This window comes from Pseudomonas sp. LF-5, assembly GCF_037626295.1.
GTDB lineage: Bacteria > Pseudomonadota > Gammaproteobacteria > Pseudomonadales > Pseudomonadaceae > Aquipseudomonas > Aquipseudomonas monsensis.
In genome coordinates, this window is the sequence record NZ_JARKMT010000016.1 from 26,318 (window position 1) to 39,008 (window position 12,691).

The following is a 12,691-nucleotide window of genomic DNA, read 5'->3' on the forward strand; positions in this document are numbered from 1 at the left end:
CACTTCCCTCGAACACCCCCGCGAAAATTTTCATGCGCGCCGCAAGCCTTGTCTCAGGCGCGCTCCAGCCCTGTCCGCGATTTTTCTTGAACACCCCTCCAACAAGTTGGCCGCTTGATTGCATATGCTTGTATGTACAAGTAAAGACGTATGCGTATGAGTTGTTCGAGACTCTCCGCAGCGTCCACTGATTCGCTTGTCGCGCATTGAGGCGCGCAGGCTGCTTGCCCACTGCCAGGGTTGGTTTGAATTGATCGCTGAGGAGTCTCTTTCGTGACTGATAACAAAATGACTAAGTTTCGCGACGTTGAAATCCGTGCATCGCGCGGCAACAAGCTGACCGCCAAGAGCTGGCTGACCGAAGCACCGTTGCGCATGCTGATGAACAACCTTGATCCGGAAGTCGCCGAGAATCCGAAGGAGCTGGTGGTCTACGGTGGTATCGGTCGCGCTGCGCGTAACTGGGAGTGCTACGACAAGATCGTCGAAAGCCTGACCAACCTGAATGACGACGAGACCCTGCTGGTGCAATCCGGCAAGCCGGTCGGCGTGTTCAAGACCCACAGCAACGCCCCGCGCGTGCTGATCGCCAACTCCAACCTCGTACCGCACTGGGCGAGCTGGGAGCATTTCAACGAACTCGACGCCAAAGGCCTGGCCATGTACGGCCAGATGACCGCCGGCAGCTGGATCTACATCGGCAGCCAGGGCATCGTCCAGGGCACCTACGAAACCTTCGTCGAAGCCGGTCGCCAACACTACAACGATGACCTCAAGGGCAAGTGGGTCCTGACCGCCGGTCTCGGTGGCATGGGCGGCGCACAACCTCTGGCTGCCACCTTGGCCGGTGCCTGCTCGCTGAACATCGAATGCCAACAAGTGAGCATCGATTTCCGCCTGAAAAGCCGTTACGTCGACGAGCAAGCCACAGACCTCGACGATGCTCTGGCACGCATCGCCAAGTACACCAAAGAAGGCAAAGCGATCTCCATCGCCCTGCTGGGCAACGCGGCAGAAATCCTCCCGGAACTGGTCAAGCGCGGCGTGCGCCCGGACATGGTCACCGACCAGACCAGCGCCCACGACCCGCTCAACGGCTACCTGCCGGCGGGTTGGACCTGGGACGAGTACCGCGCCCGCGCCAAGACCGAGCCGGCCGCTGTGATCAAAGCCGCCAAGCAGTCGATGGCCGTGCACGTCAAAGCGATGCTGGAATTCCAGAAGCAAGGCATCCCGACCTTCGATTACGGCAACAACATCCGCCAGATGGCGCAGGAAGAAGGCGTCGAAAACGCGTTCGACTTCCCGGGGTTCGTACCGGCTTACATCCGTCCGCTGTTCTGCCGTGGCATTGGCCCGTTCCGCTGGGCGGCGCTGTCGGGTGATCCACAAGACATCTACAAAACCGACGCCAAGGTCAAAGAGCTGATCCCGGACGACGCCCACCTGCACAACTGGCTGGACATGGCCCGCGAGCGCATCAGCTTCCAGGGTCTGCCGGCACGTATCTGCTGGGTCGGCCTGGGCCTGCGCGCCAAGCTCGGCCTGGCCTTCAACGAAATGGTGCGCAGCGGCGAGCTGTCGGCGCCGATCGTGATCGGTCGCGACCACCTCGACTCCGGCTCGGTGGCCAGCCCGAACCGCGAAACCGAGTCGATGCAGGACGGCTCCGACGCCGTGTCCGACTGGCCTCTGCTCAACGCGTTGCTGAACACCGCGAGCGGTGCGACCTGGGTCTCGCTGCACCACGGCGGCGGCGTGGGCATGGGCTTCTCGCAGCACTCGGGCATGGTGATCGTCTGCGACGGTACCGATGAAGCGGCCGAGCGCATTGCGCGCGTGCTGCACAACGACCCGGCCACCGGCGTCATGCGTCACGCCGATGCCGGTTACCAGATCGCCATCGACTGCGCCAAGGAGCAGGGGCTGAACCTGCCGATGATTACCGGCGGCAAGTAACACAAATCCCTGTGGGAGCTGGCTTGCCAGCGATAGCGGTGGCACTGCTGGAAATGATGTTGAAGGTGCAGACGTCATCGCTGGCAAGCCAGCTCCCACAGAGTTCGAGTCGCCCCGGACAGAACAATTAAACAATCCACAGAGGTTGAATCATGGCTGTAACCACCGATCGTGCAGGCAACAAACCGTTGATCGAAAGGCGTTCGATCGACTACATCCCGGAAGCGGAAAGACACGGTCGTCTGTTGAGCCAGTTCACCCTGTGGATGGGGGCGAATCTGCAAATCACCGCGATTGTCACCGGGGCCTTGGCCGTGGTGCTGGGCGGTGATGTGTTTTGGTCGTTGATCGGTCTGTTGATCGGGCAACTGCTGGGCGGCGGCGTGATGGCGCTGCACGCGGCGCAAGGGCCGAAGCTGGGCCTGCCGCAGATGATTTCCAGCCGGGTGCAGTTCGGTGTGTACGGCGCGGCGATCCCGATCGTCCTGGTGTGTCTGATGTACCTGGGTTTCACCGCCACCGGTACGGTGCTTTCCGGCCAGGCGCTGGGTCAGTTGTTCGGCGTCAGCGACACCGTTGGCATCCTGCTGTTCGCCAGTGTCATCGTGGTGGTCACGGTGCTCGGCTATCGGGTGATCCACTGGATCGGCCGGGTTGCCAGCGTGATCGGGGTGATTGCCTTCGTGTATCTGTTCAGTCGTCTGCTGAGTCAGGTGGATGTGGGCGCACTGCTGCAGATTCGCCACTTCAGCTGGAGCAGCTTCCTGCTGGCCGTGTCGCTCGCGGCCTCCTGGCAGATCGCGTTCGGCCCGTATGTGGCGGATTATTCGCGCTACCTGCCGAGCAAGATTTCCTCGGTGAAAACCTTCTTTGCCGCTGGCGCAGGTTCGGTCATCGGCGCACAGGTGGCGATGGTGCTCGGCGTGTTCGCCGCAGCTTCCGCCAACGGTCAATTCGCCGGGCATGAAGTGGCCTACATCGTCGGTCTGGGCGGCACCGGTGCAACCGCTGCGTTGCTGTACTTCAGCATCGCATTCGGCAAGGTGACGATCTCGACGCTGAACTCTTACGGCAGCTTCATGTGCATCGCGACCATCATCAGTGGTTTCAAGGGGCACCTGACGGTTACCCGGATGCAGCGTCTGGTGTTTGTGCTGGTCATTGTCGGTGCTGCAACTCTGATCGCTTTGCTCGGCCAGCACTCGTTCCTCGGTGCGTTCAAGTCTTTCATCCTGTTCCTGCTCGCGTTCTTCACACCCTGGAGCGCGATCAACCTAGTGGATTACTACTGCATCACTCGCGAGCGCTATGACGTGCCGGCGCTGGCCGATCCGAACGGTCGCTACGGCCGCTGGAACCTGCTCGGGATCAGCGTCTACGTGTTCGGCGTGCTGGTGCAGTTGCCGTTCATCTCCACCAAGTTCTACACCGGCCCGCTGGTAGCCGCCCTCGGTGATGTGGACATTTCCTGGATCATCGGTCTGGTACTGCCCGCCGTCGTCTATTACGTGTGCGCAAAAAAATGGCACGGCAGCGTGCCTGATCAACTGATTCTGCCGGTCGAGCAGAACAGCGTTGTACAACCTGAAAAAAGTGGGGCCGGGCGCGCTGCGGCGCAGGCCTGATTGGACGTGGACAGGGCTGGATGCCTCTTGACTGCCGTAAGCCAATTCATGATTAGGAGCGTCGCAACAATGAAATCGAACAAGACCCTGCTGACCACACTGCTGTCCATGGGCCTGTTGGCCAGTGCCGGCGCGACACAAGCCGCCGGCTGGTGCGAATCGGGCAAACCGGTGAAGTTCGCCGGCCTGAACTGGGAAAGCGGCATGCTGCTGACCGACGTGCTGCAAGTGGTGCTGGAAAAAGGTTACGACTGCAAGACCGACAGCCTGCCGGGTAACTCCATCACCATGGAGAACGCTCTGAGCAGTAACGATATTCAAGTGTTCGCCGAAGAATGGGTCGGCCGCAGCGAGGTCTGGAACAAGGCCGAGAAGGCCGGCAAGGTCGTCGGTGTCGGTGCGCCGATCGTCGGCGCTGTTGAAGGCTGGTACGTGCCGCGTTACGTGATCGAAGGCGATGCCAAACGCAAGATCGAGGCGAAGGCCCCGGACCTGAAAAAGATTGCCGATCTGGGCAAATACGCAGCCATCTTCAAAGACGCTGAAGAGCCGTCCAAAGGCCGTTTCTACAACTGCCCGGCCGGCTGGACCTGTGAGCTGGACAACAGCGAAATGCTCAAGAGCTATGGTCTGGAAAGCACCTACACCAACTTCCGTCCGGGCACCGGCCCGGCGCTGGATGCGGCAGTGCTGTCGAGTTACAAGCGTGGCGAGCCGATCCTGTTCTACTACTGGTCGCCAACCCCGCTGATGGGCCAGATCGACGCGGTGAAACTGGAAGAGAAACCGGGCGTCGACAAGACCGTGAGCATCAAGGTCGGTCTGTCGAAAACCTTCCACGAGCAAGCCCCGGAACTGGTGGCCGTGCTGGAAAAGGTCAACTTGCCGATCGACCTGTTGAACCAGAACCTGGGCCGCATGGCGAAGGAGCGTATCGAGTCGCCAAAACTGGCGAAAATCTTCCTCAAGGAACATCCTGAGGTCTGGCATGCGTGGGTCAGTGACGACGCTGCCAAGAAAATCGACGCGGCGCTGTAGGTCGATACCTCCCGGCTAACCGTGAGGCTGGCCGGGAGATATGCCGTAATCGCTTGATTGAGATTTCTGATTGAGAGCCGCTTATGTTTCCCGAAAGCTTTACCTTTTCCATCGCCGACTGGGTCAACGGTTGGGTCGATTCGCTGGTCACCAACTACGGTGATGTGTTCCGCCACATCTCCGACACCCTGCTGTGGGCCATCGTCAATCTCGAAGGTTTGCTGCGTGCGGCGCCGTGGTGGTTGATGCTCGCCATTGTTGGTGTGGTCGCCTGGCACGCCACGCGCAAAGTCGTGACCACCGCCGTCATCGTTGGTCTGTTGTTCCTGGTGGGCGCTGTCGGCCTGTGGGACAAACTCATGCAGACCCTGGCGCTGATGATGGTTGCGACGATCATTTCGGTGCTGATCGGCATTCCGCTGGGGATTCTCTCGGCGCGCAGCAATCGCCTGCGTTCGGTGCTGATGCCGCTGCTCGACATCATGCAGACCATGCCCAGTTTCGTGTACCTGATCCCGGTGCTGATGCTGTTCGGCCTGGGCAAGGTCCCGGCGATTTTCGCCACGGTGATTTACGCCGCGCCGCCGCTGATCCGTCTGACCGATCTGGGTATTCGCCAGGTCGACGGCGAAGTGATGGAAGCGATCAACGCCTTCGGTGCCAACCGCTGGCAGCAACTGTTCGGCGTGCAACTGCCGCTGGCCCTGCCGAGCATCATGGCCGGGATCAACCAGACCACCATGATGGCCCTGTCGATGGTGGTGATTGCCTCGATGATCGGCGCCCGAGGTCTGGGTGAAGATGTGCTGGTGGGGATTCAGACCCTCAACGTCGGACGCGGCCTCGAAGCCGGTCTGGCGATCGTGATTCTCGCAGTGGTCATCGACCGCATTACCCAGGCGTACGGTCGGCCACGGCATGAGGTGAGCAAATGAACAACGCAACCGTGAGCAAGATCGAAGTCAAAAACGTCTTCAAGATTTTCGGCAACCGCGCCAAGGATGCACTGGCGATGGTTGGCCAGGGCAAGACCAAGGATCAGGTGTTGAACGAAACCGGTTGCGTGGTCGGGGTCAACGACCTGTCGCTGAGCATCGGCACCGGTGAGATCTTTGTGATCATGGGCCTGTCCGGTTCGGGCAAATCGACCCTGGTGCGTCACTTCAATCGGCTGATCGACCCGACCAGCGGCGCGATCCTGGTCGACGGCGTGGACATCCTGCAATACGACATGGACGCCCTGCGCGAATTTCGCCGGCACAAGATCAGCATGGTGTTCCAGAGCTTCGGCCTGCTGCCGCACAAGACCGTGCTCGACAATGTCGCCTACGGCCTGAAAGTGCGCGGCGAGAGCAAGCAGATGTGCTCGGAGCGCGCGCTGCACTGGATCAACACCGTGGGCCTAAAAGGCTACGAAAACAAATACCCGCACCAGCTCTCCGGCGGCATGCGTCAGCGTGTCGGCTTGGCGCGCGCCTTGGCGGCGGACACCGACATCATCCTGATGGACGAAGCGTTCAGTGCGCTGGACCCGCTGATCCGCGCCGAGATGCAGGACCAGTTGCTGGAACTGCAAAAGACCCTGCACAAGACCATCGTGTTTATCACCCACGACCTTGACGAGGCCGTGCGCATCGGCAACCGCATCGCGATCCTCAAGGACGGCCGGCTGATTCAGGTCGGCACCCCGCGCGAGATCCTGCATTCGCCGGCGGATGAGTACGTCGACCGGTTCGTGCAGCGGCGGGCGGCGGTGGTTTGAAATTGGATTGCCTTTGTGGCGAGGGGATTTATCCCCGTTGGGTGGCGAAGCTGCCCCAAACCATGCGCCGCAGTCTGTCAGGCAGACTGCGGAGGCAGGTTTTACGACTGCTTCGCAGCCGAACGGGGATAAATCCCCTCGCCACAGAGTGATGCATTAACAGTATTGGTATGAGGCTCCAGATGTCCCAGGCTGAAAAAATCGTTATCACCGGCAACCCCCTGCGTTGGCAGGACGTGGTCGCCGTCGCCCGTCATGGCGCGCAACTGGAGCTGTCGAGCGAGACCTGGGCGCGGATCGAAAATGCCCAGGGCATCGTCCAGCGCATCGTCGAAAGCGGCGAGCGCGCCTATGGCGTCAACACCGGTCTGGGCGGTTTGTCCAACGTTTCACTGAAAGACCAGCAACTCAGCCAGCTCTCGCGCAACACCCTGCTCAGCCATGCCTGCGGCGTCGGCCCGGTGCTGCCCGATGAGCAGACCCGCGCGATCATCTGCGCGGCGATCCACAACTACAGCCACGGCAAATCCGGCATTCATCGTCGCGTGGTCGAAGGCCTGCTGGCGCTGCTCAATCGCGGCATCACCCCGCAGGTGCCGTCGCAAGGTTCGGTGGGTTACCTGACCCACATGGCGCACATCGGCATCGCGCTGCTGGGCGTGGGCAATGTCAGCTATCGCGGGCAAACCACCTCGGCGCAACAGGCGCTGGCGGAAGAAGGTCTGCAACCGGTGCAACTCGGTGCGAAAGACGGTTTGTGCCTGGTCAACGGCACGCCGTGCATGACCGGCCTCAGCTGCCTGGCGATTGCCGATGCCACGCGACTGGTGCAATGGGCCGATGTCATCGGCGCCATGAGTTTTGAAGCCCAGCGCGGGCAGATCGCCGCGTTCGACGCCGAGATCATCGCGCTCAAGCCGCACCCGGGCATGCAGCAGGTCGGTATCAATCTGCGGGCGTTGCTCGATGGCAGTGAAGTGATCGCGGCGAGCAAAGGCATTCGCACGCAGGATGCACTGAGCATTCGCTCGATCCCGCAGGTGCATGGCGCGGCGCGCGATCAACTGGCGCACGCGATCAAGCAGGTCGAAGCCGAACTCAACGGCTGCACCGACAACCCGTTGCTGCTCGGTACGCCGGACAACTTCCGGGTGATGTCGCAAGCCAACCCGCACGGGCAATCGGTGGCGATGGCGGCGGATCTGCTGGCGATTGCCATGGCCGAAATCGGCTCGATCGCCGAGCGTCGCCTCGATCGGCTGGTCAACCCGCACGTCAGCGGCTTGCCGGCGTTTCTGGTGGCCAACCCTGGGGTGAACTCCGGGATGATGATCGTGCAATACGTCGCCGCTTCGCTGTGCGCGGAAAACCGTCAACTGGCGCAACCGGCGGTGCTCGACAACTACGTCACCTCCGGCCTGCAGGAAGATCACTTGAGCATGGGCACCAGCGCCGCGCTGAAGCTGCACCGCGCCCTGGAAAACTGCACGCAGATCCTCGCCATCGAGTACCTGCTGGCAGCGCAAGCGTTTGAGTTCCTCAAGGCGCAACGCTTCGGCGCGGGCACTGACCGCGCCTGGCGACTGCTGCGCGAAACCGTCCCGGCCTACGATCAGGATCGCTGGCTGGCGCCGGATATCGCCGCCGCCGCGAGCGTGTTGAAAGACTCGAATTCGCTGCACAACGTATTACCGAATCTGCACTGACAATACCCATACCAGCGTGCCAAGGCGCTCATCGTCCACAAGACGAGAAGCGACGGATAACGGAATGCTCCGGAGCGACTGGTAGTTAATAACAATGTCTCAAAAGGAGCATTTTAATGACTGCGCTGAACCTGATTCCCGGCCAACTGAGCCTGGCCCAACTGCGTGACGTCTATCAGAACCCGGTCAAGCTGACCCTCGACAACAGCGCCTCCGCGCAGATCGAGGCCAGCGTCGCCTGCGTCGAGCAGATCCTCGCCGAGAATCGCACCGCCTACGGCATCAACACCGGTTTCGGCCTGCTGGCCTCGACTCGTATCGCCAGCGAAGATCTGGAAAACCTCCAGCGTTCGCTGGTGCTGTCCCACGCGGCCGGTGTCGGCCAGCCGATCAGCGATGAGCTGGTGCGCCTGATCATGGTGCTCAAGGTCAACAGCCTCAGCCGGGGTTTCTCCGGCATCCGTCGTGTGGTGATCGATGCGCTGATCGCGCTGATCAACGCCGAGGTTTATCCGCACATTCCGCTGAAAGGTTCGGTCGGCGCTTCCGGTGACTTGGCGCCATTGGCGCACATGTCGCTGGTGCTGCTGGGCGAAGGCAAGGCGCGCTACAAGGGCGAGTGGATGGAAGCCACCGAAGCGCTGAAAGTCGCCGGTCTGACCCCGCTGACCCTGGCGGCGAAAGAAGGCCTGGCGCTGCTCAACGGCACGCAGGTGTCGACCGCATTTGCCCTGCGCGGCCTGTTCGAAGGCGAAGACCTGTTTGCCGGTGCGCTGGCTGTTGGCGGTCTGACGGTGGAAGCGGTACTCGGTTCGCGCTCGCCGTTCGATGCGCGCATCCACGCGGCCCGTGGCCAGAAAGGCCAGATCGACGCCGCCAGCGCTTATCGCGATCTGCTCGGCGAACGCAGCGAAGTCTCCGACTCGCATCAGAACTGCGAGAAGGTCCAGGACCCGTACTCCCTGCGCTGCCAGCCACAAGTCATGGGCGCCTGCCTGACCCAGTTCCGTCAGGCTGCCGACGTGCTGGTGGTCGAGGCCAACGCCGTCTCCGACAACCCGTTGGTGTTCGCCGCTGAAGGCGATGTGATCTCCGGTGGCAACTTCCACGCCGAACCGGTGGCCATGGCCGCCGACAACATGGCCCTGGCCATCGCCGAAATCGGTTCGCTGAGCGAGCGCCGCATTTCCTTGATGATGGACAAGCACATGTCGCAACTGCCGCCGTTCCTGGTGGCCAATGGCGGCGTCAACTCGGGCTTCATGATCGCCCAGGTGACTGCGGCAGCACTGGCCAGCGAGAACAAGGCACTGTCGCATCCGCATTCGGTGGACAGCCTGCCGACCTCGGCCAACCAGGAAGACCACGTTTCGATGGCTCCGGCTGCGGGCAAGCGTCTGTGGGAAATGGCCGAGAACACCCGCGGGATTCTCGCGGTGGAATGGCTGGCGGCGGTGCAGGGTCTGGACCTGCGCAACGGTCTGAAGACCTCGACCAAGCTGGAACAGGCGCGGGCAATTCTGCGCAAGGAAGTGCCGTTCTATGAGAAGGACCGCTTCTTTGCGCCGGACATCAATGCGGCGACTGAGTTGTTGGCCTCGCGGTGCCTGACCGAGCTGGTTCCGGCGAAGTTGCTGCCTAGTTTGTAAGTGGTTTTTCAGGGGGAGTGTTGTTGATGCTGAAATCGATCCCCCTCACCCCAACCCTCTCCCCCAGGGGGGAGAGGGGGAAGGGAGCCGATTTCGGTGAGCTTCAAGGCCTGAGTTCGGCTCAGGAATTTCAGGTCGATGTACCTCGACAGAACAACCCGGTCAGTCCTTCTTCTCCCGGGCGTGAGAGGGGGAAGGGAGTCGATCTTCGCGGTGTTCAAAGCCTGGGTTCGACACAGAAGTTTCAGGTCGGCGTATCTCGAAAGAACTACGCGGTCAGTCCTTCCTCTCCCGGGCGTGAGAGGGGGAAGGGAGTCGATCTTCGTGGTGTTCAAAGTCTGGGTTCGACACAGAAGTTTCAGGTCGGCGTATCTCGAAAGAACTACACGGTCAGTCCTTCTTCTCCCGGGAGTGAGAGGGGGAAGGGAGTCGATCTTCGTGGTGTTCAAAGCCTGGGTTCGACACAGAAGTTTCAGGTCGGCGTATCTCGAAAGAACTACGCGGTCAGTCCTTCTTCTCCCGGAAGTGAGAGGGGGAAGGGAGTCGATCTTCGTGGTGTTCAAAGTCTGGGTTCGACACAGAAGTTTCAGGTCGGCGTATCTCGAAAGAACTACACGGTCAGTCCCCTCTCCCCCCGGGAGAGGGCTAGGGTGAGGGGCTTTTGAAGGCCTACCACCAAATCAATCCCAACGGAGGCCAACAGTGAAAACCCTCTGGCAACACTGCCACGTCGCAACCATGGCGCAGGGCGTCTATTCGATCATCGAGGATGCGGCCATCGTGACGTCCGGTGCGCACATCGAGTGGATCGGCCCGCGCACTCAATTGCCCTCCGGCGAATACCCGGCGGTCAACGACCTGCAAGGCGCGTGGGTCACCCCCGGCCTGATCGACTGCCACACCCACACGGTGTTCGGCGGCAACCGCAGCGGCGAATTCGAGAAGCGCCTGCAAGGCGTCAGCTACGCCGAGATCGCGGCGCAGGGCGGCGGCATCGCCAGCACCGTGCGCGCCACCCGTGAGGCGAGCGAAGACGAACTGTTCGCCAGCGCCGCCAAACGCTTGAAAAGCCTGATGCGCGACGGCGTGACCACGGTCGAGATGAAGTCCGGTTACGGTCTCGATCTGGCCAGCGAGCGCAAGATCCTGCGGGTCATCCGTCGTCTGCAGAAAGAACTGCCGATCAGCGTGCGCAGCACCTGTCTGGCCGCCCACGCGTTGCCGCCGGAATACAAGGATCGCGCTGACGCTTACATCAATCACATCTGCGCCGAGATGCTCCCGGCGCTGGCCGCCGAAGGGCTGGTTGATGCCGTGGATGCGTTCTGCGAATACCTGGCGTTCTCGCCGGAGCAGGTCGAGCGGGTATTCATCACCGCACAGCAACTCGGGTTGCCGGTGAAGCTGCACGCCGAACAATTGTCGTCGCTGCATGGCTCCACTCTGGCGGCGCGGTATCACGCGTTGTCCGCCGATCACTTGGAGTTCATGGACGAAGACGACGCCATCGCCATGGCCAAATCCGACACCGTCGCGGTGCTGCTGCCGGGAGCGTTCTACTTCCTGCGCGAAACTCAATTGCCGCCGATGGACGCCTTGCGCAAACACAAGGTGAAAATCGCCATCGCCAGCGACCTCAACCCCGGCACCTCGCCGGCGCTGTCGTTGCGCCTGATGCTGAACATGGCCTGTACCTGTTTCCGCATGACCCCGGAAGAAGCCCTGGCCGGTGCGACTATTCATGCCGCACAAGCGCTGGGCATGGCCGATACGCATGGCTCGCTGGAAGTCGGCAAGGTTGCGGATTTTGTTGCCTGGCACATTGATCGCCCGGCGGATCTGGCTTATTGGCTCGGTGGGGATCTGGACAAACGCGTCGTGCGTCACGGCGTCGAATCAAGTTTGTAGGAGAGCGGTTGTGGATAAGGTTCTGAGTTTCAAACAAGGTCGCGTGCCGCTGCTGATCAGCATGCCGCATGCCGGTTTACGTCTGACGCCTGCGGTCGAAGCCGGGCTGATCGCGGACGCGAAAAGCCTGCCGGACACCGACTGGCACATTCCGCAGCTCTACGATTTTGCCGAAGCGTTGGGCGCCAGCACCTTGGCCGCCGAGTACTCGCGTTTTGTGATCGACCTGAATCGTCCGTCCGACGACAAGCCGCTGTACGCCGGCGCCACCACCGGCCTCTACCCGGCAACGCTGTTCGATGGCATCCCGTTGTTCCGCGAAGGGCACGCGCCTTCGAAAGAAGAACGCGCGACCTATCTGGAACAGATCTGGACGCCGTACCACCGCACCCTGCAGCAAGAGCTGGCGCGACTGAAGGCAGAGTTCGGCTACGCGCTGCTGTTCGACGCGCATTCGATCCGCTCGATCATCCCGCACCTGTTCGACGGCAAACTGCCGGATTTCAACCTCGGCACCTTCAACGGCGCCAGTTGCGATCCGCAATTGGCCAGTCAGCTTGAAGCCATCTGCGCGCGCTACGGCAATTACAGCCACGTGCTCAACGGACGCTTCAAGGGCGGCCACATTACCCGTCATTACGGCAACCCGGCCGAGAACATCCACGCGGTGCAACTGGAGCTGTGCCAGAGCACCTACATGGAAGAGTTCGAACCGTTCCGCTATCGCGCCGACCTGGCCGAGCCGACGCGGGTGGTGCTGAAGGAGTTGTTGCAAGGTTTCCTCGCCTGGGGCGAGAGCCACTACAAATCCTGAACACAGACCCACAACCCCCTGTGGGAGCGAGCTTGCTCGCGAAAGCATAGTGTCAGTCGATTATGAGGTGACTGACCCACCGCATTCGCGAGCAAGCTCGCTCCCACAAGGGGACGGTGTTCCGTCCGGGTCGCCGCTGTGCAAAACACGGTCGCCACCGTTCATCTTTCCCTCTCGTCGCCTGCGTAATGTTTCGGCCACGGTGCAACAGACACCGACCTGACAATAAT

The 12,691-nt window shown here is 61.4% G+C and carries 10 protein-coding genes; all 10 read left to right on the top strand.

All coding sequences use genetic code 11. From position 1 onward, the window contains the following. Positions 1-288 precede the first annotated feature (288 nt). The 10 genes from hutU (at position 289) to hutG (ending at position 12,461) form a co-directional block, all read left to right on the top strand. Complete coding sequence (gene hutU / locus PseuLF5_RS27400) at positions 289-1,959, top strand: urocanate hydratase (protein WP_222834440.1); 1,671 nt, start codon at positions 289-291, stop codon at positions 1,957-1,959. A 152-nt stretch (positions 1,960-2,111) separates the two neighbouring features. After that, entirely contained in the window at positions 2,112-3,584 is a 1,473-nt protein-coding gene (locus PseuLF5_RS27405) for a purine-cytosine permease family protein (RefSeq protein ID WP_123470687.1), read from the top strand. A 69-nt stretch (positions 3,585-3,653) separates the two neighbouring features. Beyond that, positions 3,654-4,622 (top strand): ABC transporter substrate-binding protein, encoded by a 969-nt coding sequence (locus tag PseuLF5_RS27410; protein WP_123470688.1) that lies wholly within the window; start codon positions 3,654-3,656, stop codon positions 4,620-4,622. A gap of 83 nt (positions 4,623-4,705) precedes the next feature. Continuing rightward, positions 4,706-5,557 (top strand): ABC transporter permease, encoded by an 852-nt coding sequence (locus PseuLF5_RS27415; RefSeq protein WP_007949591.1) that lies wholly within the window; start codon positions 4,706-4,708, stop codon positions 5,555-5,557. Then, entirely contained in the window at positions 5,554-6,384 is an 831-nt protein-coding gene (locus tag PseuLF5_RS27420; protein ID WP_123470690.1) for a quaternary amine ABC transporter ATP-binding protein, read from the top strand. Before PseuLF5_RS27415 ends, PseuLF5_RS27420 begins: the two co-directional genes overlap by 4 nt. A 182-nt stretch (positions 6,385-6,566) precedes the next feature. Further along, positions 6,567-8,090 (top strand): histidine ammonia-lyase, encoded by a 1,524-nt coding sequence (gene hutH, locus PseuLF5_RS27425; protein WP_340135064.1) that lies wholly within the window; start codon positions 6,567-6,569, stop codon positions 8,088-8,090. Between the two features lie 116 nt (positions 8,091-8,206). Then, positions 8,207-9,739: a histidine ammonia-lyase gene (hutH, locus tag PseuLF5_RS27430; RefSeq protein WP_222833840.1), complete on the top strand. Its 1,533-nt coding sequence runs from the start codon at positions 8,207-8,209 to the stop codon at positions 9,737-9,739. Positions 9,740-9,765: 26 nt separating this feature from the next. After that, positions 9,766-10,404, top strand: a complete 639-nt coding sequence (locus PseuLF5_RS27435) for a hypothetical protein (protein ID WP_340135065.1) — start codon at positions 9,766-9,768, stop codon at positions 10,402-10,404. Positions 10,405-10,441: 37 nt separating this feature from the next. Further along, positions 10,442-11,647 carry an imidazolonepropionase gene (gene hutI / locus PseuLF5_RS27440; RefSeq protein WP_340135066.1) on the top strand — a complete coding sequence of 402 codons (1,206 nt, stop codon included), beginning with the start codon at positions 10,442-10,444 and terminating at the stop codon, positions 11,645-11,647. Positions 11,648-11,657: 10 nt separating this feature from the next. Further along, complete coding sequence (gene hutG / locus PseuLF5_RS27445; RefSeq protein ID WP_123470700.1) at positions 11,658-12,461, top strand: N-formylglutamate deformylase; 804 nt, start codon at positions 11,658-11,660, stop codon at positions 12,459-12,461. Positions 12,462-12,691 lie beyond the last annotated feature (230 nt).